This is a genomic window from Clostridium sp. JN-9, from assembly GCF_004103695.1.
Lineage (GTDB): Bacteria > Bacillota > Clostridia > Clostridiales > Clostridiaceae > JN-9.
Genome location: NZ_CP035280.1, coordinates 73,815 through 93,173 on the forward strand (window position 1 = coordinate 73,815; position 19,359 = coordinate 93,173).

Here is a 19,359-nt window from a genome sequence, read left to right on the forward strand (position 1 = left end):
TAATTATACTGTGCAATTTTGAAAGAACAAGATTTGTTCTTTCATATAGATCTGGTAATGATGGCGTAAAGGCAACACCCGTTCCCATTCCGAACACGAAGGTTAAGCTTTATTGCGCCGATGGTACTGCAGGGGAGGCTCTGTGGGAGAGTAGGTAGTTGCCAGGTAATACTTGGCCAGATAGCTCAGTCGGTAGAGCAGAGGACTGAAAATCCTCGTGTCCCTGGTTCGATTCCTGGTCTGGCCACCAATAGCACTTTAGATTTTATCTAAGGTGTTATTTTATTTTTTGATTATGTTATAAAAAAAGATCATATAACTAAAATTACATGATCTTTTTGCTAAATTCATTATTTTGTAAGAAAGGATAAAATGTTATCCACATGTTTATCAACTTTTACTTTTCTATATATATTTTCTATTATGCCATCCTCATTAATAATGAAAGTACTTCTCTCAATTCCAATGGATTTCTTACCATACATATTCTTCTCTTTTAAAACACCATATAGATTACATACCACTTCTTCAGAGTCTGATAGCAAAATATAAGGTATGTTCAGCTTTTTTATAAATTTATCATGGGAAGATAAGGAATCTCTGCTAATGCCCAATATTATTGTATTTAAATTAGAAAAGTTTTCATAATTATCTATAAAGCACAAGGCTTCTTTAGTGCATCCTGATGTATTATCCTTTGGGTAAAAATACAGCACTACCTTTTCACCTAAGAAATCCACCAGGGAATGATCTTTACCATCAGAACCCTTCAAATTAAAATTAGGAGCTTTATCGCCAATTTTCAATTCACTTATAGTTTTAACATTTTCCACATTAACACCTCAAATTTCATATAGTATTTAATTCTTATAAGTATATAATATAGTCATTATTAAATAATATCAAGTATTGCTAAAAATATAAATTGTTGCATTAGTAGATATCCATATGTAATAATAGATATGTTAATAATATTTTAGGATAAGGAGAGATAAAATAGTTTATAAATTTATATACAAGTATATTCTGGCATGATATAATATAATCACCAAAAAGGGAGTGATTATATTTGAGTAAGAACTATAAGCCTAAAGAATTTGCTGAATTATTAAATGTATCAGTTTTAACACTACAACGATGGGATAACGCAGGAAAATTAAAAGCATTTAGAACACCAACAAATAGGCGGTTTTATACTTATGAACAGTATAAAGAGTTTATGGGTATAACATCTTCTGGAAAAAAAGTAGTTATATATACAAGAGTTTCAACTTCTAATCAAAAAGATGATTTAAAGAATCAAGTTACATTTCTTAAACAATATGCTAATGCAAAAGGAATTATTGTAGATGAAGTGATTGAAGATTATGGGAGTGGATTGAATTATAATCGTAAAAAATGGAATAAACTTATTGATGAGTGTATGACATCTGAAATAAGCACTATAATGATAACCAATAAAGATAGGTTTGTACGATTTGGATTTGAGTGGTTTGAAGGATTTTTAGGAAAATTCAATGTAAAAATAATAGTAGTAAACAATGAAAGCCTTTCGCCAAACGAAGAATTAGTTCAAGATATAATCTCAATACTTCATGTTTTTAGCTGCAGGATTTATGGTTTAAGAAAGTATAAAAAAAAGATAGAGGAAGATGAAGAAGTTGAAAAAAGCATACAAAACAGAGATTAAACCAACAGAAGAACAAATAACTAAAATTCATCGAACAATTGGTGTAAGCAGGTTCATATATAACTTTTATGTTTCACATAATAAGAAAGTTTATGAAAAAGAAAAATCAAGATGTTAAAGCCTATTTTCCTAAAAACAATAAAACTGATTGGACTATTGAAAGGCATAGAATTAAAATACCAACTTTAGGTTGGGTTAGACTTAAGGAATACGGTTATATACCAGCTAATGGCAGAGTAACAAGTGGAACAGTAAGTCAGAAAGCTGATAGATATTATGTTTCCGTATTAGTTGATGAAGATATCCAAGTAAACAATAAACCCCATTCAGAAGGAATAGGTATAGACCTTGGACTAATGGATTTTGCAATTTGCAGTAATGGAATAACTAAAAAAAATATAAACAAAACTTCAAGAGTTAAAAAATTACAAAAGAAACTAAAACGTGAGCAAAGAAAGCTTTCAAGGAAATATGAAAGTTTAAAATTAAGAAATAAAAAAGAGAAAGGGGAAGCTGCTCGTCAAAATATCCAAAAACAAATAGGCAGAGTACAATGAAACAGGAATTTTCTCAGTATGGATACATTTGACCATATTTTGAGTAGCAGACTAGACATGGATAATAAAGTATTAGCTATTGTAAATGGAAGGGAAATAACAGAAAGGGATATGGAGGAAGCCATTATAAGATTTCCAAAGGAAAGACAGGCATTTTTCCGTTCAGATGAAGGGAGAAAGCAGCTTCTTGATCAAATAATATCCTTTGAATTAATTTATAACTATGCTGTTGATTCTGGACTAGAAAATGAAAAGGGATATATAGAATATTTAGAAAAAGCTAAGAAGGAATTACTTACTCAATGGGGAATAAACAAAGTTCTTTCTCAGGTTACTGTTACTGATGAGGAAGCAGAAGATTACTATAAAGCAAACAATCAGTACTTTAGAACAAACGAAGCAGTTTCAGCAAAGCATATTTTGGTGGATTCATTAGAAAAAGCTAATGAGGTTTTAGAAAAGTTAAACCATGGGTTGAAATTTGAAGATGCTGCTAAAGAATATTCAACATGTCCATCAAAAGCTCAGGGTGGTAATTTAGGTGAGTTTACAAGAGGACAAATGGTTCCTGAATTTGAAGATGCTGCTTTTAAACTAGATATAGGAGTAGTAAGCGAGCCAGTAAAAACACAATTTGGATATCATTTAATAAAGGTTAAAAATAAAAAAGAGGCCGCAAGCAAAGAATTTTCAGAAGTTAAGGACATGATAAAGAGCAGGCTGCTTCAGGAAAGACAAAATTATAAATATGTAGAAATGACAAATGATCTTAAGAATAAATATAATGTTGAAATTAAATAGATATTATTTATGTAAAAAATAATAATAAGTTTTCTATTATTTGGGTAATATATAGTGAAACTTGTCCAAGTGTATCTTTATAAGAAAACTAAAGTATTATTTAATTATTTAGAGTAATATGTATATATTACTCTAAATATAAGCATTATACTATTGTGACCATTAAGCAATCATGGTATTATAGTATACGTCGCTTGAGTGATATGTGATTTATAACAACAATTAAAAAAGTGTTGACAAGATTTCATACAGGTGATAAGATATAAAAGCTGTCAGATGACAGATATGATCTTTGAAAATTAAACAGAGAAGATAACAGGTAAAAACTTGTTAAATAAACCAGCAATTCTTTTATAGAGTATAAAGTAATGAGCAATCAAACTTTTAAATTGAGAGTTTGATCCTGGCTCAGGACGAACGCTGGCGGCGTGCTTAACACATGCAAGTCGAGCGATGAAATCCCTTCGGGGATGGATTAGCGGCGGACGGGTGAGTAACACGTGGGCAACCTGCCTCAAAGAGGGGGATAGCCTCCCGAAAGGGAGATTAATACCGCATAACATTAGAGCATCACATGATATTCTAATCAAAGGAGTAATCCGCTTTGAGATGGGCCCGCGGCGCATTAGCTAGTTGGTGAGGTAACGGCTCACCAAGGCAACGATGCGTAGCCGACCTGAGAGGGTGATCGGCCACATTGGAACTGAGACACGGTCCAGACTCCTACGGGAGGCAGCAGTGGGGAATATTGCACAATGGGGGAAACCCTGATGCAGCAACGCCGCGTGAGTGATGAAGGTCTTCGGATTGTAAAGCTCTGTCTTTTGGGACGATAATGACGGTACCAAAGGAGGAAGCCACGGCTAACTACGTGCCAGCAGCCGCGGTAATACGTAGGTGGCAAGCGTTGTCCGGATTTACTGGGCGTAAAGGGTGCGTAGGCGGATGTTTAAGTGAGATGTGAAATACCCGGGCTTAACTTGGGTACTGCATTTCAAACTGGATATCTAGAGTGCAGGAGAGGAGAATGGAATTCCTAGTGTAGCGGTGAAATGCGTAGAGATTAGGAAGAACACCAGTGGCGAAGGCGATTCTCTGGACTGTAACTGACGCTGAGGCACGAAAGCGTGGGTAGCAAACAGGATTAGATACCCTGGTAGTCCACGCCGTAAACGATGAATACTAGGTGTAGGAGGTATCGACCCCTTCTGTGCCGCAGTTAACACAATAAGTATTCCGCCTGGGGAGTACGATCGCAAGATTAAAACTCAAAGGAATTGACGGGGGCCCGCACAAGCAGCGGAGCATGTGGTTTAATTCGAAGCAACGCGAAGAACCTTACCTGGACTTGACATCCCCTGAATAACCTAGAGATAGGCGAAGCCCTTCGGGGCAGGGAGACAGGTGGTGCATGGTTGTCGTCAGCTCGTGTCGTGAGATGTTAGGTTAAGTCCTGCAACGAGCGCAACCCTTATCATTAGTTGCTACCATTAAGTTGAGCACTCTAGTGAGACTGCCCGGGTTAACCGGGAGGAAGGTGGGGATGACGTCAAATCATCATGCCCCTTATGTCCAGGGCAACACACGTGCTACAATGGTGGGTACAGAGAGATGCAATACCGCGAGGTTGAGCCAAACTCTAAAACCCATCCCAGTTCGGATTGTAGGCTGAAACTCGCCTACATGAAGCTGGAGTTGCTAGTAATCGCGAATCAGAATGTCGCGGTGAATACGTTCCCGGGCCTTGTACACACCGCCCGTCACACCATGAGAGCTGGTAACACCCGAAGTCCGTGAGATAACCGTAAGGAGTCAGCGGCCGAAGGTGGGATTAGTAATTGGGGTGAAGTCGTAACAAGGTAGCCGTAGGAGAACCTGCGGCTGGATCACCTCCTTTCTAAGGAGTCGACATGTAAGGATAACTTACATGAAAGCTTGGTTTACTTCTCTGTTTAATTTTGAGAGATCAAAAAACCTAAATGTTTTTTGGTTAATCTCTTTTGTTCTTTGAAAATTGCACAGTATAAAAAAGTTTACATTAAAGTTAAGGTATACAAAATACCTTTGTATTAAGATTACTTTATTTTAAAGGAAAATTGCTAGAAGCGAGCAATACAAGGAAGCAACTGAATGAGGAGCGGAGTTTACTCAAGGTAAATGAGCACCGCAGTGAAGGCAGCTGACGCAGTAATGCGAAGCTTATAGAGATTTTAAAGGTCAAGCTACAAAGGGCGCATGGTGAATGCCTTGGCACCAGTAGGCGAAGAAGGACGCGATAAGCTGCGATAAGCTTCGGGTAGGCGCAAATAGCCTGTGATCCGGAGATTTCCAAATGGGGAAACCCACATACCTAACGGTATGTACTATAAACTGAATTCATAGGTTTATAGGGCTATACCCGGGGAACTGAAACATCTAAGTACCCGGAGGAAGAGAAAGAAAAATCGATTTTCTAAGTAGCGGCGAGCGAAAGGGAAAGAGCCCAAACCAGGAACTTGTTCCTGGGGTTGTGGATAGATCAATATGTGAGACATCATTTAACTGAAGGTTCTGGAAAGGACCGCCGTAGAAGGTAACAGCCCTGTAAGTGAAAAAGGAAGTCTTAAAGATCTATTCCAGAGTACCACGAGACACGTGAAACCTTGTGGGAAGCAGGGAGGACCACCTCCCAAGGCTAAATACTAACTGGTGACCGATAGTGAAGAAGTACCGTGAGGGAAAGGTGAAAAGAACCCCGGAAGGGGAGTGAAATAGAATCTGAAACCGTGTGCCTACAACCGGTCATAGCACTTTAACGTGTGATGACGTGCTTTTTGTAGAACGAGCCAGCGAGTTACGGTATGTAGCAAGGTTAAGTACTTAAGGTACGGAGCCGAAGGGAAACCGAGTCTGAATAGGGCGACTAGTTGCATGCTGTAGACCCGAAACCGGGTGACCTATCCATGGACAGGTTGAAGCGGAAGTAAAATTCCGTGGAGGACCGAACCACATTGGTGTTGAAAAATCATGGGATGAGCTGTGGATAGCGGAGAAATTCCAATCGAACTCGGAGATAGCTGGTTCTCCTCGAAATAGCTTTAGGGCTAGCGTTGAGAATGAGTAGTGGAGGTAGAGCACTGAATGGGCTAGGGGCTGACAACAGTTACTGAACCCTATCAAACTCCGAATGCCATATACTTGAATCTCAGCAGTCAGACTACGAGTGATAAGATCCGTGGTCAAAAGGGAAACAGCCCAGATCATCAGCTAAGGTCCCAAAGTGTAAGTTAAGTGGAAAAGGATGTGGGATTTCTAAGACAACTAGGATGTTGGCTTAGAAGCAGCCACTCATTTAAAGAGTGCGTAATAGCTCACTAGTCGAGAGGTCCTGCGCCGAAGATGTCCGGGGCTAAAACTTACCACCGAAGCTATGGATGTACACTACGTGTACGTGGTAGAGGAGCTTCCTGTATGGGCTGAAGTCGTACCGAAAGGAGCGGTGGACTGTACAGGAGTGAGTATGCTGGCATAAGTAGCGAGAAATAAGTGAGAATCTTATTGGTCGAAAACCTAAGGTTTCCTGAGGAAGGTTCGTCCGCTCAGGGTTAGTCGGGACCTAAGCCGAGGCCGAAAGGCGTAGGTGATGGACAATCGGTTGATATTCCGATACCGCCAACTGACGTTATTACAAATGGGATGACGCAGGAGGATAGGATGTGCGCACTATTGGATGTGCGTCTAAGCACTTAGTCAGGTCAGACAGGCAAATCCGTCTGATCAATGATGAGGTGTCATGGGGAGCGAAATTATCGTCGCGAAGTATCCGATTCCACGCTGCCGAGAAAAGTCTCTATGGAGGAAGTTGGTGCCCGTACCGCAAACCGACACAGGTAGGTGAGGAGAGAATCCTAAGACCATCGGAAGAATTGTTGTCAAGGAACTCGGCAAATTGACCCCGTAACTTCGGGAGAAGGGGTGCCTGCCTCACGGCAGGCCGCAGAGAATAGGCCCAAGCAACTGTTTAGCAAAAACACAGGTCTCTGCTAAAGCGAAAGCTGAAGTATAGGGGCTGACGCCTGCCCGGTGCTGGAAGGTTAAGGGGATCCGTTAACGTAAGTGAAGCGGTGAACTTAAGCCCCAGTAAACGGCGGCCGTAACTATAACGGTCCTAAGGTAGCGAAATTCCTTGTCGGGTAAGTTCCGACCCGCACGAATGGCGTAATGACTTGGGCACTGTCTCGACAACAAATCCGGCGAAATTGTAGTGCAAGTGAAGATGCTTGCTACCCGCGATTGGACGGAAAGACCCCGTAGAGCTTTACTGTAGCTTAGCATTGAGTTTCGGTATTGTCTGTACAGGATAGGTGGGAGACTGCGAAGCAGGGGCGTCAGCTTCTGTGGAGTCACCCTTGGGATACCACCCTGACAGTACTGAGATTCTAACCGGTGGCCATGAAACTGGTCACGGGACATTGTTAGGTGGGCAGTTTGACTGGGGCGGTCGCCTCCTAAAATGTAACGGAGGCGCCCAAAAGTTCCCTCAGTGCGGTTGGAAATCGCGCGAAGAGTGCAAAGGCAGAAGGGAGCTTGACTGCGACACATACAAGTGGAGCAGGGACGAAAGTCGGGCTTAGTGATCCGGTGGTTCCTCGTGGGAGGGCCATCGCTCAACGGATAAAAGCTACCTCGGGGATAACAGGCTGATCTCCCCCAAGAGTCCACATCGACGGGGAGGTTTGGCACCTCGATGTCGGCTCGTCGCATCCTGGGGCTGAAGTAGGTCCCAAGGGTTGGGCTGTTCGCCCATTAAAGCGGCACGCGAGCTGGGTTCAGAACGTCGTGAGACAGTTCGGTCCCTATCCGTCGCGGGCGTAGGAAATTTGAGAGGAGCTGTCCTTAGTACGAGAGGACCGGGATGGACTGACCTCTGGTGTACCAGTTGTTCCGCCAGGAGCATGGCTGGGTAGCTATGTCGGGACGGGATAAACGCTGAAAGCATCTAAGCGTGAAACCCACCTCAAGATTAGATTTCCCATAGCGTAAGCTAGTAAGACCCCTAGAAGAACACTAGGTTGATAGGTTAGAGGTGTAAGCATGGCAACATGTTCAGCTGACTAATACTAATAGGTCGAGGGCTTGACCAAATAATTATACTGTGCAATTTTGAAAGAACAAGATTTTAATCTTTGTTCTTTAATTTAAATCTGGTAGTGATGGCGTGAAGGTAACACCCGTTCCCATTCCGAACACGAAGGTTAAGCTTCATTGCGCCGATGGTACTGCAGGGGAGGCTCTGTGGGAGAGTAGGTAGTTGCCAGGTAATTCAGCACTAAGCATAATGCTTAGTGCTTTTTATAATTCAAAAATAATTGCATTAATTATAATATATCAACTAATATTAGGTGTATAATGTGAATGTAAGAATCTGCATAATAAGATGAAAACATAATCTGTAAAAGGATAACATATAAAAATATTAGGAGATGATAAAAATGAGTTTAGATGCATTAAAAGAAATTATAGCAAAAAGTGAAAATATAGTATTCTTTGGAGGAGCAGGCGTTTCAACTGAAAGCAATATTCCAGATTTCAGATCTGAAAGCGGATTATATAAATCTAAAAATAAATTTTCATATCCCCCTGAAAAAATGCTAAGCCATAGTTTTTTTGAATCTCATACAGAGGAATTCTATGAATTTTATAAAGAGAAGATGATATTTAAAGATGCAAAACCTAATAAAGCTCATTATTCATTAGCTGAGTTAGAAAAAAGAGGAAAATTAAAGGCAGTAATAACTCAGAATATTGATGGATTGCATCAGAAGGCAGGATCTAAAAATGTATTAGAGCTTCATGGAAGCATACATAGAAATTACTGTACAAAGTGCGGAAAGTTTTTTGACTTAGATTATATTATTAACAGCTCAGATGGTATTCCAAAATGTGATTCCTGTGGGGAAGTTATAAAGCCGGATGTTGTATTGTATGAAGAACCATTAAATATGGATGTCATTGATAATGCTGTAAAATATGTTTCTAATGCAGACGTGCTTATTATTGGAGGAACTTCATTGGTTGTATATCCAGCTGCAGGTCTTGTAGATTATTACAAAGGAAATAAATTAGTGCTTATAAATAAATCATCTACACCATATGACAGGAGAGCTGATTTAGTGATAAACGATTCTATTGGAGAGGTTTTAAGCAGTGTAATATAAAATAGAAATGCTTAGCTGTAAATCCCTAATTTATAGATAAATAAAAGGTAAGAGCTAAACCTAATAGTTGTGATGAAAATTCAGCTTTGCTGAATTTTGTATAAACTCTTACTTTTTATCTCTTAGTTCTTACCTATAAAGGGATTAAAAGACTGTTGACATAATTAAATATTAATGTTACAATATACAAGCGATGATGTTATGTATGGCGCTATAGCCAAGCGGTAAGGCAGAGGCCTGCAAAGCCTTTATCCCCAGTTCAAATCTGGGTGGCGCCTCCAATAAAAGACACTTTGTAATTACAAGGTGTCTTTTATTTTACAACTGGTTCTAAAGTTGAAATTACTCCAGTCTTGCTATTTAAGGATACCCTGGCACCTATAGGTAATGTTAGCTTAGGATAGGAGTGCCCACTCATGAAGTTCATTAATATGGGCTTTTTTAAAGAAAATAAAATGTCTTCAAAAACCTGCTGCAGCGTTAAACTTCTTTCATAATGAGGCAGTTCACAATTTGTAAATTGGCCTAATATTAAACCGGCGCATTGATCTAATTTTCCAGCCAGGGAAAGCTGAGTAAGCAGTCTATCTACTTTATAGGGTTCCTCTTTAACATCTTCAATAAATAAAATATTATCTTTTGTATCAATTTCATATGGAGTACCTAGTGTGCTGCATATTAAAGATAAATTGCCTCCCACCAGTCTGCCTTCAGCTGTGCCAGGACAAATGCATTCACTTGGAAAGCCTTCGGGATTTTTTATGCTATAAGGTTTATTTCCATATAACAGTGTATTAAGAAAACTTTCTAATGTAAATTTATCGTTTAAATTGGAAGAGAGCATAGGGCAGTGAAAGGTAGTTAAGTTACACTTTAAAGCAAAATGATTAAGAAGGGTGGTTATATCACTAAAACCGCCAAATATTTTAGGGTTATCAGCAATTATATTAGTATCTATAAGAGGTAGAATTCTCATAGTACCATATCCTCCCCTTATTGAAAGGATCATATCTACTTCATCATCTAAGAACATATCCATAATATCACTGGCTCTATCCTTATCGCTTCCGCATAGATATCCGTATTTATCATAAATATGCTTTCCTTCTTTTATCTTAAATCCCAAGTTTTTTAGAATTTCTACATTAGATTTTATTGTGTCCTCTTTTTCCTTACTGGCTGGTGACACAAGTCCTATTGTAGAATTCTTTGTTAGTCTTTTACCCAACATAAAATATCAGCTCCAAATCTATTTATTTATTTTAAAGTGGCTTAAAAAAGATCTCTTTTTTTCAATATAAAAATAACAAAAACAGAAGCTAGTGCTGCAGCTAGATAAATCAGCCAAAATGAATTGGGATGGTTTGCAAGGGGGATACCCTGTACATTCATTCCAAAGGAACTAAAAATTATATTTGGAATGGCCATGACTATTGTGATAGAGGCAAGTAATTTCATGACAATGTTAAGATTGTTAGAAATAACAGATGCAAAGGCATCCATAGTGCCGCTTAATATATTACTATATATATTAGCCATTTCAATTGCCTGCTTATTTTCAATTATAACATCCTCTAATACATCCTGGTCCTCAGGATATTTTTGCAGCAGATCAAGTTTCAGCATTTTTTCAAGGGTGATCTCATTAGATTTAAGTGATGTTGAAAAGTACACCAGAGATTTTTCTAATGATAAAAGCTGAATTAATTCTTTATTTTTCATAGATTTATGAAGTTTCTTCTCAATGATAAGACTCTTCTTATCAATTTGTCTTAAATATATAAGATAATAACTTGCTATTCTATATAAAATCTGCAGAATGAATCTGGAACGTTTAAAAGTATAAAAAGATTTTACTTTATTATCAATGAAATCAGCAAGCATTCTACTGTTTTTTAAGCAGACAGTAATAATTTCTTTTTCAGTATGTATAATTGCCAGTGGATAAGTATCATATGTTAAGGAGTTATCCTCCATTTCAGTAAATGGGATGTCAACAATTACTAAATGATTATTTCCCTCAAAATCTAATCTTGATGTTTCCTCTTCATCTAAGGCTGCACGGAGAAACTCTAAGGGCGCGCCTGTTTTTTTAGAAACTAAAATTAATTCCTGATCAGATGGAGCCACAATGTTAATCCAGCAGCCTTGTTCAATTCCATCTATTGGTTGTAATTTTAGCGCATTGTTTATTTCTAATGTTTTATGTATTGAAATCATGGAAAGCAACCTCCAGAAGTTTATTTTAATTATATTATATACTATGGGGTATACATGTCTATAGTTATAGTAATGCTAATAAAATAATATTTATTGCTTTGCTGTGAAAACAAACTCAAAGTTAACTAAATGCAAGCTATATGGATTCATTCTTATATATTCAATTATATTGGCTGAAATAAATAAGAAACGGCCTAAATATAGCCCTAAGTGATGTAGATTATTGTTATAAACCCTAGTATAATAGCTTTGTTGGCAAAAAAACTTAAATAGGGGGACATGATTTTCATGTATAAAGAGTCAATTTTCAGGAGAAAAATATCTTCAGTTATTATGATATTATTAACTTCAGTAGTCTTACTGTACATAGCACAGCTGCTAAATAACTTTATTGTGTATGGATTTAAGGTAAGTAATTTTACAGGAGTATTATTTACATTGGCTGTTTTATTAGTGACACTTATAGAGATTCAAAAATGTAAGATAAGCTATACCTATTCTATAATAGCTAACCAGTTTATTATTCATAAAATAAAAGGAAATATAGATAAAGTGGTAGAAAATATAAAAATAGATGATATTAAATATATTGGAAAAATCCGCAGCTGCAATTTTAGTAAAGAGGTAGCCTTTGGAGGTACACACACCTGCTCATTATTTAATAAAGATTTGTATTGCTGTGTATATGAAGATAGAGACAAGATTAAAAAGTTTAATTTTGAATCCAGTGAAAGGCTTGTAGAAAAAGTAAATAAATTAAGAGAAAAGAGACTAGCTAGTTAGTCTCTTTAGTTTTGGAAAAAAACTCACTTTTTATTTCTGATAAAAGGTTTTTGTTTTCAATGACGTCCAATCCAGTCAATGCAAGAGACTGAGCTGTTTTCATAACCATTTCATGTGCAAAATCAGATATTGTTGCCATGGCAAATTCTATAGAAGAATATTCAATGGAAGTATCATCAACTATAGATATATAGGGATGAATGCAGGGCACCTTATGGCTTACAGTACCTAAACTAAGTCCTGATAATGTATCCTTACAGTCTAAAATATCAATTATACCTGCTTCTTTTAAATTATGAGAGAACAATCTTGATAGTGTTTTATTAGTTATAAGTTCATCATAAGGTGATTCATATATGCTGATATTAAAAGAGATCTCCATGATATTCCCAACAGTGTCAACAAGTTTCCTGATTTTTTTCTCTATTTTTGCAGCATCTGTCATTTTGGAAGCTCTAATATAAAATTCAGATTCAGTTTCTGATGGAATAAGATAAGGAGTTGTGCCTCCATTTACTATAACCCCATTAATACTGAAATCATTTTTAAATCCATTTGTCAGGGAGTTAATTGCATTAAAAGTAAATAAAGTTGCATCCAGAGCAGAGTAACTTCCAATTGATCTATATGCTAAGCCATCATTGCTTTTGTATTTTACACTAAGGGGAAGTATAGCCTTTGATGTTCCGCTTCCAGCTGTTATTATATCAGGATGTGCCATGAGTACTATATCAATGTCATCAAAAACTCCTTCTTTAGCCATCACTACTTTAGATCCATTGATAAATTCACCGGGACATCCTAGAACGATTACAGTTCCTCCAGTGCTCTGAATTACTTTTGATACACCAAGTGCAGCAGCAAGAGACATGGATGATATTAAGTTATGACCAGTAATATGTCCTAAATTCTCAACTGCATCGTATTCACATATATAGCATACCTTAGGGTGGCCGGATCCATATTCACCAAGGAAAGCTGTAGGAATGCCTAGAAAGTTTCTTTTTACATTAAATTTGTTTTTTTCAAGAATATTGGTTATATATTTACAGGCTTTACATTCATTAAAACTTGTTTCAGGATTATTATATAAGTACTTGGATAACTGAAAGATTTCATCACTTATGGTGGTTAAATAAGATATAATCTGTTGTTTCATAATATCAACTCCATTTTAATATGTAAAAATATTATTCCCTAAAAGCTTAATATTATAAACTACAAATTTTAAATAAATATTTATGTGGACAAAATAAAAATGGACACGAACCTGAATAAAATATAATATAAGAGGCAATAATTCAAATTGCAATATTGATTATTAAGGGGGATAAATTTATGAAAGAACCTCACTGTATGATATGTGGAAAGCCTCTAAAAGATGGTATAATATTAAGTAACGGAAGAGGAATATGCAACAACTGTGAAAAAAGATTAATTAAACTGGATATTAATACGGATTTCTATGAATATTACAAGGTTTGCATAAGAAAAAATATCATGTCTGTTATAAAAAAAGGAGAAGAGTACAATTGTCAGAATTACCACTTATAGAAGGTATAATGAATTATGTAAGAGAAAATAATATCCCTTTTTCAATGCCGGGACATAAGTCAGGAAGAGGGTTTTATTATACAAGTCAGGGCAGAGAACTAATAAACAACTTTTTAAAATGTGATATAACTGAGGTAGATGGAGTAGATAATCTTCATAAGCCTGAGGGAATAATTAAAGAATCCTTAGAACTTTTAACTAAATATTATGGCAGCAAAAAATCATATTATTTAGTTAATGGCAGTACAAGTGGAAATTTAGCAATGATTTTTTCATGTTTTAATGAAGGCGATAAAGTAATTGTGGAGCGAAACTGCCATAGATCAGTTTTTAATGGAATAATTATGAGAAAGCTTCATCCTGTTTATATAGAAAATGAGATAAATGAAGAGTATAATGCTCCACTTTCAATTAATATGGAGCATTTTTTGAATACAATTGAATGCAATAAAGATGCAAAAGGCATAATAATCACTTATCCTAGCTATTATGGTGTATGCTGTGATTTAAAGTATATTATTTCAAAAGCTAAGCAATATGGTATGAAAGTTTTAGTAGATTCTGCTCATGGAGCTCATTTTGGAGCCTGTGATGAACTGCCGGAAAGCGCAGTTAAATTAGGTGCAGATATGGTAGTAATGAGTGCACATAAAACTCTGCCAAGCCTAACACAAACTGCATACCTTCATTTGGGAGAAAGTATGGATGAAAGTGTTGTAGATTTTTATGTAAGTTTATTTCTAAGTACCAGCCCTTCCTATTTATTTATGTGCAGTTTAGAATACAGCAGATTTTTTTTAGAGAAATATGGCAATGAGGAGTATAAAAAACTAATTAATTTAACTAATGAATATAAAAGTAAAGTTAATAATTTGGTAGCATTCCATATTATAGGTGATGAGGATATAAAAAGAAATTTTTATAATGAGAAAATTGATCCAACCAGATATATTGTAAATTTAAAAAATAAAAGCACAGGTCATGAATTCTTAAATTATTTAAGAAAAAATGGAATTCAGGGAGAGATGAGTGATGAAAGTAATGTAATTTTAATATTTTCACCATTTAATATCAAAGAGGATTTTGAGAGTTTGTATGAATCTATGAAAAACTTTAAAATAGATAACAGCAGCAGTACAAAAGTTAAAATAAAAAATATACCTATACCTAAAATGGCATATCTGCCATATGAAACTCTGACAATGTGTAAAGAAAATATAAACATTAATAATAGTGAAGGAAGAATAAGCGGTGATAATATAGTCCCGTATCCGCCTGGTATACCAATTGTCATGATGGGAGAAATAATAGATAAGGACTCAGTAAATATGATAAAATATTATATGAAACAAAATATCAGTGTTTTAGGAATGCATGGGGAACAAGTAACAGTGATTAAAGAAACTTAAGAGGAATATTCTATTTTGGAGATGATTTAATATGCAAAGCACGAAAGAAAATAAAGGTAAAGTTATTGCAATAGAAGGCAGCGATGGAAGTGGTAAAGCAACTCAGACTAAGCTTCTTTATGATACATTGATTTCTAATGGAGTAAAGGTTAAGAAGGTAGAGTTCCCAAACTATAAGAGTGATTCTTCTGCACTGGTTAAGATGTATTTAAATGGAGAATTTGGAGATGAACCTGGTGATGTAAGCCCTTATGTAGCTTCTACATTTTATGCTGTGGACAGGTATGCAAGTTTTATGAAGGAATGGAAAAGGTTTTATAATGAAGGCGGCATTATTATAGCAGACAGATATACCACATCCAATATGATTCATCAGGCAGCTAAAATAGAAAATAAAAGTGAAAAGGAAGAATTCCTACACTGGATGTATAATCTGGAGTATAAGATATTTAATCTGCCTGAGCCTGATTGTGTTATTTTCTTAGACATGCCTCCGGAATACAGCTATAAACTTATGAAGGAAAGAAAAAATAAATTTACTGGAGATCAGGAAAAGGATATTCATGAGAAACATAAGGATTATCTTTTGAAATCGTATAATAACGCCCTTTATATAGCCGAAAAATATGCATGGAAAAAAGTTAAATGTGTATATGATAATAATGTTAGAAGTATAGAAAGCATCCATAAGGAAATTTACGATATTGTTATTAAATTAATATAATTGTAGTATAATTAATATAAGTATTTCTAATGAATATAATGATAAAAGGGTTGGGATTATTAATAATAAGGAGAGGATATTATGAAACTTATAATTGCCATTGTACAAGATGATGATGCTGGAGATTTAATAGAACAGATAACTGATTCAGGTTTCAGGGTGACAAAGCTGGCAACTACTGGTGGATTTTTGAAATCCGGAAACACAACATTACTTATTGGTGTTGACGAGGATAAGGTTGATAGGGTACTTGCAGATATTGAGGAAATATGTAAAACAAGAAAGCAGGTTGTTACATCACCTTCACCAGTTGCAGGATCAACAGGAGTTTATGTGCCATATCCTGTTGAAGTAGAAGTAGGAGGAGCCACAGTATTTGTGGTTGACGTAGACAAATTTATTAAAATCTAGCGGAGGCTAATTAAATTGAGCTTTAACCATATTATCGGACATGAACAAATAAAAAGCTGCATAGTTAATTCAATAAAAGAGAATAAGCTTTCTCATGCACATATTTTTGCAGGAGAGAAGGGAATAGGAAAATCCCTGCTGGCTAAAGAGCTGGCTATTCAGGTACTTGGCGGGAATCATGATAAAAAGTATGTGGATATTGTGGAATATTCTGTTCCCTCAAATAAGAAATCTATTGGAGTAGACAATGTACGGGAAATTATTGAAGAGGTTAATAAAAAGCCCTACGAAGGGGATAAAAAGGTAATTATTATTAATAATGCAAGTGAAATGACGGAGGCTGCTCAAAATGCGTTTTTAAAGACTATTGAGAAGCCTCCTAAAGGCGTTTTTATAATTCTGTTATGTGAGAACCTTGGGAACATTTTGGATACTATAAAATCCAGATGCCAGGTGCATAAGCTTCAAAGGCTGAGCAGGTTAGAAATGAAAAGCTTTATAAACAAAAAGCTTAATATATATAATGAGGAAAAAGTTAAGGCTGCAATATCATTTAGTGATGGAATTCCTGGAAGAGCAGAGAGTTTTATAAATGATGAGCAGCTTAAGGTCATAAGAGATTACTGTTTAATTATACTAAAAGGTATAAATGAAGAATCTAAAGATGACTTTTTGAAAAATGATTTATTCTTTGTAAAGTTTAAAGATCAGTGGCAGGAAGTATTAACCTGTTTGATATCCTATATAAGAGATATTATGGTATACAAAGACACAAACAGCCGGGATTTAATTATAAATACTGACAAAATTAATGAAATAAAAAGTTTGTCTGAGAACTTTTCCTTTAACAAACTTAATGGTATAGTGAATATTATTAATGAAAGCAGAGAGAAAATAGAAAGAAACGTTAATGCAGCACTAATCTTTGATTCTTTGCTGATTAAAATGCAGGAGGTATAAAATGATAACTGTAATAGGTGTACGTTTCAAAGGTGCAGGAAAAATATATTATTTTGATCCAGTAAATTTAGATATTAAGAAGAATGATTTTGTAATAGTTGAAACTGCCAGAGGAATAGAATTTGGTGAGTGTGTAATTGCTCCTAAGAGTATAAAAGAAGATCTGATAGTAGCACCTTTAAAAACTGTTATCAGAAAAGCAACAGAAGAGGATATTCAAAAACATAATGAAAATAAGTCAAAAGAAAAGGAAGCTTTCCATATATGCCTTGATAAAATTGCACAGCATGGCTTAAAAATGAAATTAATTGATGTTGAATATACTTTTGATAATAACAAAGTTATATTTTATTTTACAGCGGATGGCAGAGTTGATTTTAGGGAATTGGTAAAGGATTTAGCTGCTATATTCAGAACCAGGATAGAACTTAGACAAATTGGAGTGAGAGATGAGGCTAAAATGATTGGTGGTTTAGGACCATGCGGGAGAACCATGTGCTGTTCCACATTTCTTGGAGATTTTGCCCCGGTATCAATTAAGATGGCTAAAGAACAGAATTTGTCTTTAAACCCAACTAAAATATCAGGAATATGCGGAAGACTCATGTGCTGCTTAAATTATGAGCAGGAAACTTATGAAGAAATAAGAAAGAGGCTTCCTAAGATAGAATCTGTAGTAGATTCTCCTTATGGCAAGGGCGAAGTTATTGCTAATAATGTAGTTAAGGAAAGTGTAAAGATTAAAATTAGAAATAATGATGGTGATGATATTATTCAGGATGTGCCTATAAGTGATATTAAGTTAATATCAGGAAGCTACGAAGGTGCAGTGGAAGAATCAGATATAAAGATTGAAGCTGAAGTTGAGGATGAGGCTATAGTAAAAGAGTTATTCAAGGATAACTAGGGGGGTAAAGCTTTATGAAATCAGTTCTTAAAGTTTGCAATATGAATACAGTAGCTGATATAAATAAAATAAGGAATGCCATTGCCAATAATGAAGGTGTTATAGCATGTCAGATTAATAGAGAAAAAGGAGAAGTTAATGTTGTCTATGATAACTATTTTGTAAATAGCGACAAGTTGATTGATTCTATAGAAAACTTAGGTTATACAGTTATATAAAAGTACTTTTAAAATAAATCTAAACGTGTTAAAATATAGACGGATATTTTTATATCCAAAAATTTAAGGAGGTGTTTTACATATGGCATATAAAATAACAGATGCCTGCATAAGCTGCGGAGCATGTGCTTCGGAATGTCCAGTAAATGCAATCAGCCAGGGAGATACACAGTTTGTTATTGATGCAGACACATGTATTGATTGTGGAAATTGTGCGAATGTTTGCCCAGTAGGAGCACCAGTTCAGGATTAGTAAAAAAAAACCGTCTATTGGCGGTTTTTTTATTATGATAAATATTTGACACATTATAAATATTGTTTTATAATCTAAGAATAACGTGTAACTGTTAAATCAGGCATGAGTTATTTATAACTCGTGCCTTTTATTTTTGTATAAGTGGAGGTTTTTAAATGTTAGGATTATTTAAAAAAAATGTAGAAATAACTGCCCCAGTTAATGGAAATGTAATTGAATTGAATCAGGTGCCAGATAAAGTTTTTGCAGAAAAGCTTGTAGGAGATGGAGTGGCAGTTGATTCAACTGGAAATGTAATTAAAGCACCTGTAGGTGGTACTTTGACACTTATATTTAAAACAAATCATGCTTTTGCAATTACAACAAAACAGGGTATAGAATTGCTTGTACATATTGGTTTGGATACAGTTGAGTTAAATGGAGAAGGATTTGAAAGAATTGCAGAGGAAGGATCCACTGTTAAAGCTGGCGATCCAATTATTAAAATTGATAGAGATTTTATTATAGGCAAGGGAATATCACTTATAACACCAGTTTTGGTTACGAATATGGATATAGTTGATTCTATAAAGATAAATAAAATGGATGGGGTTACAGCAGGGAAAGATTCTATCTTTTCAGTTAAGCTGAAATAAGTTCATAAAGACCACTATTCTGTACTTTTTTATTGTA

General features: G+C 35.6%; 17 protein-coding genes, 2 tRNA genes, 4 rRNA genes and 1 pseudogene. 20 read left to right on the forward strand and 4 right to left on the reverse strand.

The window, feature by feature from the left end; all coding sequences use genetic code 11:
• Window positions 1–50: 50 nt before the first annotated feature.
• Both rrf (EQM05_RS00385) and EQM05_RS00390 read left to right on the forward strand, forming a co-directional pair.
• Window positions 51–167: ribosomal RNA gene (rrf, locus tag EQM05_RS00385) — 5S ribosomal RNA — on the forward strand.
• Between the two features lie 7 nt (window positions 168–174).
• Window positions 175–250: transfer RNA gene (locus tag EQM05_RS00390), tRNA-Phe, on the forward strand.
• Between the two features lie 100 nt (window positions 251–350).
• Here EQM05_RS00390 and EQM05_RS00395 read toward each other — a convergent pair.
• Window positions 351–833 carry a peroxiredoxin gene (locus EQM05_RS00395; protein WP_128747901.1) on the reverse strand — a complete coding sequence of 161 codons (483 nt, stop codon included), beginning with the start codon at window positions 831–833 and terminating at the stop codon, window positions 351–353.
• A 236-nt stretch (window positions 834–1,069) separates the two neighbouring features.
• On the opposite strand from EQM05_RS00395, the gene EQM05_RS00400 reads away from it, so the two are divergent.
• The 8 genes and pseudogenes from EQM05_RS00400 to EQM05_RS00435 all read left to right on the forward strand — a co-directional run bounded on the left by EQM05_RS00400 (window position 1,070) and on the right by EQM05_RS00435 (window position 9,526).
• Complete coding sequence (locus tag EQM05_RS00400; protein WP_128747902.1) at window positions 1,070–1,690, forward strand: IS607 family transposase; 621 nt, start codon at window positions 1,070–1,072, stop codon at window positions 1,688–1,690.
• A pseudogene (locus tag EQM05_RS00405) lies at window positions 1,662–2,244 on the forward strand (helix-turn-helix domain-containing protein); the annotation flags it as partial. The gene EQM05_RS00400 and the pseudogene EQM05_RS00405, both read left to right, overlap by 29 nt.
• A gap of 60 nt (window positions 2,245–2,304) precedes the next feature.
• Entirely contained in the window at window positions 2,305–3,048 is a 744-nt protein-coding gene (locus EQM05_RS00410) for a peptidylprolyl isomerase (protein WP_128750987.1), read from the forward strand.
• Window positions 3,049–3,433: 385 nt separating this feature from the next.
• Window positions 3,434–4,945, forward strand: a 16S ribosomal RNA gene (locus EQM05_RS00415).
• Window positions 4,946–5,263: 318 nt separating this feature from the next.
• Window positions 5,264–8,171 (forward strand): 23S ribosomal RNA (locus EQM05_RS00420).
• Between the two features lie 59 nt (window positions 8,172–8,230).
• A 5S ribosomal RNA gene (rrf, locus tag EQM05_RS00425) occupies window positions 8,231–8,347 on the forward strand.
• Together the 16S, 23S and 5S rRNA genes form the textbook arrangement of a ribosomal RNA operon.
• Window positions 8,348–8,519: 172 nt before the next feature.
• Window positions 8,520–9,245, forward strand: a complete 726-nt coding sequence (locus EQM05_RS00430) for an NAD-dependent protein deacylase (protein ID WP_128747903.1) — start codon at window positions 8,520–8,522, stop codon at window positions 9,243–9,245.
• 207 nt (window positions 9,246–9,452) lie between these two features.
• Window positions 9,453–9,526: transfer RNA gene (locus EQM05_RS00435), tRNA-Cys, on the forward strand.
• Window positions 9,527–9,558: 32 nt separating this feature from the next.
• Here the strand turns inward: EQM05_RS00435 and EQM05_RS00440 are convergent.
• Together EQM05_RS00440 and EQM05_RS00445 are read right to left on the reverse strand one after the other, a co-directional pair.
• A complete protein-coding gene (locus EQM05_RS00440) occupies window positions 9,559–10,476 on the reverse strand; it encodes an LD-carboxypeptidase (protein ID WP_128747904.1) in 918 nt (305 codons plus the stop codon).
• Window positions 10,477–10,517: 41 nt separating this feature from the next.
• A complete protein-coding gene (locus tag EQM05_RS00445; RefSeq protein WP_128747905.1) occupies window positions 10,518–11,465 on the reverse strand; it encodes a magnesium transporter CorA family protein in 948 nt (315 codons plus the stop codon).
• A 288-nt stretch (window positions 11,466–11,753) separates the two neighbouring features.
• Between EQM05_RS00445 and EQM05_RS00450 the strand changes: the two genes are divergently transcribed.
• A complete protein-coding gene (locus EQM05_RS00450) occupies window positions 11,754–12,248 on the forward strand; it encodes a hypothetical protein (protein WP_128747906.1) in 495 nt (164 codons plus the stop codon).
• Here EQM05_RS00450 and EQM05_RS00455 read toward each other — a convergent pair.
• Window positions 12,241–13,407 carry a M20 family peptidase gene (locus tag EQM05_RS00455; RefSeq protein ID WP_128747907.1) on the reverse strand — a complete coding sequence of 389 codons (1,167 nt, stop codon included), beginning with the start codon at window positions 13,405–13,407 and terminating at the stop codon, window positions 12,241–12,243. The genes EQM05_RS00450 and EQM05_RS00455 overlap by 8 nt on opposite strands.
• Before the next feature lie 179 nt (window positions 13,408–13,586).
• Here EQM05_RS00455 and EQM05_RS00460 point away from each other — a divergent pair, with 179 nt between their 5' ends.
• The 9 genes from EQM05_RS00460 to EQM05_RS00500 all read left to right on the forward strand — a co-directional run bounded on the left by EQM05_RS00460 (window position 13,587) and on the right by EQM05_RS00500 (window position 19,322).
• On the forward strand, window positions 13,587–13,802 hold the full coding sequence (locus EQM05_RS00460; protein ID WP_128747909.1) for a sigma factor G inhibitor Gin: 216 nt from the start codon (window positions 13,587–13,589) through the stop codon (window positions 13,800–13,802).
• Window positions 13,781–15,211 (forward strand): aminotransferase class V-fold PLP-dependent enzyme, encoded by a 1,431-nt coding sequence (locus EQM05_RS00465; protein WP_128747911.1) that lies wholly within the window; start codon window positions 13,781–13,783, stop codon window positions 15,209–15,211. The genes EQM05_RS00460 and EQM05_RS00465 overlap by 22 nt, the downstream gene beginning before the upstream one ends.
• 31 nt (window positions 15,212–15,242) lie before the next feature.
• Entirely contained in the window at window positions 15,243–15,935 is a 693-nt protein-coding gene (locus EQM05_RS00470; protein WP_128747913.1) for a thymidylate kinase, read from the forward strand.
• Between the two features lie 81 nt (window positions 15,936–16,016).
• Window positions 16,017–16,346 carry a cyclic-di-AMP receptor gene (locus EQM05_RS00475; RefSeq protein ID WP_128747915.1) on the forward strand — a complete coding sequence of 110 codons (330 nt, stop codon included), beginning with the start codon at window positions 16,017–16,019 and terminating at the stop codon, window positions 16,344–16,346.
• A 15-nt stretch (window positions 16,347–16,361) separates the two neighbouring features.
• Window positions 16,362–17,306, forward strand: a complete 945-nt coding sequence (locus EQM05_RS00480; protein ID WP_128747917.1) for a DNA polymerase III subunit delta' — start codon at window positions 16,362–16,364, stop codon at window positions 17,304–17,306.
• A 1-nt stretch (window position 17,307) separates the two neighbouring features.
• Complete coding sequence (locus EQM05_RS00485) at window positions 17,308–18,213, forward strand: stage 0 sporulation family protein (RefSeq protein WP_128747919.1); 906 nt, start codon at window positions 17,308–17,310, stop codon at window positions 18,211–18,213.
• A gap of 14 nt (window positions 18,214–18,227) precedes the next feature.
• A complete protein-coding gene (locus EQM05_RS00490; protein WP_128747921.1) occupies window positions 18,228–18,431 on the forward strand; it encodes a heavy-metal-associated domain-containing protein in 204 nt (67 codons plus the stop codon).
• Window positions 18,432–18,513: 82 nt separating this feature from the next.
• A complete protein-coding gene (locus EQM05_RS00495; protein WP_128747923.1) occupies window positions 18,514–18,684 on the forward strand; it encodes a 4Fe-4S binding protein in 171 nt (56 codons plus the stop codon).
• Window positions 18,685–18,842: 158 nt separating this feature from the next.
• Window positions 18,843–19,322, forward strand: coding sequence for a PTS glucose transporter subunit IIA (locus EQM05_RS00500; RefSeq protein ID WP_128747925.1), 480 nt, complete (start codon window positions 18,843–18,845; stop codon window positions 19,320–19,322).
• The last annotated feature ends 37 nt before the right edge of the window (window positions 19,323–19,359 follow it).

Bases quoted from the DNA above. Each gene is read 5' to 3' on its own strand.
- EQM05_RS00500 (WP_128747925.1), top strand. From the start codon at position 18,843: ATGTTAGGATTATTTAAAAAAAATGTAGAAATAACTGCCCCAGTTAAT.
- EQM05_RS00445 (WP_128747905.1), bottom strand. From the start codon at position 11,465: ATGATTTCAATACATAAAACATTAGAAATAAACAATGCGCTAAAATTA.
- EQM05_RS00475 (WP_128747915.1), top strand. From the start codon at position 16,017: ATGAAACTTATAATTGCCATTGTACAAGATGATGATGCTGGAGATTTA.
- EQM05_RS00490 (WP_128747921.1), top strand. From the start codon at position 18,228: ATGAAATCAGTTCTTAAAGTTTGCAATATGAATACAGTAGCTGATATA.
- EQM05_RS00495 (WP_128747923.1), top strand. From the start codon at position 18,514: ATGGCATATAAAATAACAGATGCCTGCATAAGCTGCGGAGCATGTGCT.
- EQM05_RS00460 (WP_128747909.1), top strand. From the start codon at position 13,587: ATGAAAGAACCTCACTGTATGATATGTGGAAAGCCTCTAAAAGATGGT.
- EQM05_RS00440 (WP_128747904.1), bottom strand. From the start codon at position 10,476: ATGTTGGGTAAAAGACTAACAAAGAATTCTACAATAGGACTTGTGTCA.
- EQM05_RS00450 (WP_128747906.1), top strand. From the start codon at position 11,754: ATGTATAAAGAGTCAATTTTCAGGAGAAAAATATCTTCAGTTATTATG.
- EQM05_RS00410 (WP_128750987.1), top strand. From the start codon at position 2,305: ATGGATAATAAAGTATTAGCTATTGTAAATGGAAGGGAAATAACAGAA.
- EQM05_RS00455 (WP_128747907.1), bottom strand. From the start codon at position 13,407: ATGAAACAACAGATTATATCTTATTTAACCACCATAAGTGATGAAATC.
- EQM05_RS00485 (WP_128747919.1), top strand. From the start codon at position 17,308: ATGATAACTGTAATAGGTGTACGTTTCAAAGGTGCAGGAAAAATATAT.
- EQM05_RS00430 (WP_128747903.1), top strand. From the start codon at position 8,520: ATGAGTTTAGATGCATTAAAAGAAATTATAGCAAAAAGTGAAAATATA.
- EQM05_RS00470 (WP_128747913.1), top strand. From the start codon at position 15,243: ATGCAAAGCACGAAAGAAAATAAAGGTAAAGTTATTGCAATAGAAGGC.